The 387-nt window shown below is 78.3% G+C and carries 1 pseudogene; it reads left to right on the forward strand.

The features are described 5' to 3' along the window. Window positions 1-387 (forward strand): annotated as a pseudogene (locus SACPADRAFT_RS33215) (NAD(P)/FAD-dependent oxidoreductase); the annotation flags it as partial.

The following is a 387-nucleotide window of genomic DNA, read 5'->3' on the forward strand; positions in this document are numbered from 1 at the left end:
CGGCACCCCGGCGCCGCCGGCGGCCTCGTGCAACCCGCGTGGGACCAGGCCGGGGTGCTCGCGGACCTGTTGACCGGGGCGGACACCGCCGCGCGCTACCGGGGGACGCCGACGGTGACCCGGCTGAAGGCCGAGGGAGTGGATCTGGCCGCGCTCGGGCGGGCGCACGTGGCCGTGGACGATCCGGACTTCGAGGTCGTGTGTCTGCACGATCCCGCGCGGGGCCGCTACGCCAAGGTCGTGCTGCGCGAGGACACCGTGGCCGGGGCGATCGTGCTCGGCCTTCCCGACGCGGCGGCGGCGCTCACCCAGCTGCACGACCGTCGGGGCGCCGCCCCCACCGACCGGCTCGCGCTGCTGCTCGGCCGGGCGCTGCCGTCCGGCGCG

This window comes from Saccharomonospora iraqiensis subsp. paurometabolica YIM 90007, assembly GCF_000231035.2.
Lineage (GTDB): Bacteria > Actinomycetota > Actinomycetes > Mycobacteriales > Pseudonocardiaceae > Saccharomonospora > Saccharomonospora paurometabolica.